General features: G+C 84.4%; 1 protein-coding gene. It reads left to right on the plus strand.

The window, feature by feature from the left end:
* Positions 1 to 231 (plus strand): hypothetical protein (locus QWJ41_RS21490; RefSeq protein WP_302710537.1); only part of this gene is annotated, 231 nt, incomplete at both ends.

Below are 231 nucleotides of genomic sequence, written 5' to 3' on the forward strand. Positions count from 1 at the left end.
CGTCGCGCTGCGCGGACCGCGGGTCGAGGCGCACCCCGGCAACGTCGAGCGGCCCCGCCCCGAGCTCGAGGGGCTGCGCGGCGGCTGGTCTCCCTGGGGGGCGCGCCGCCGGCGGCGCCGCGAGCCCGCCGCCCGGTCGCCCTCGGCCCCAGCAGCCCCGTCCCGCCACCGCCGGACCACCGCGGCGCCGGTGACGACGTCCTGTCGGGGCGGGGGCCGCTGCATGGGGGG

Source organism: Nocardioides cremeus, from assembly GCF_030518195.1.
GTDB classification, from domain to species: domain Bacteria; phylum Actinomycetota; class Actinomycetes; order Propionibacteriales; family Nocardioidaceae; genus Nocardioides; species Nocardioides cremeus.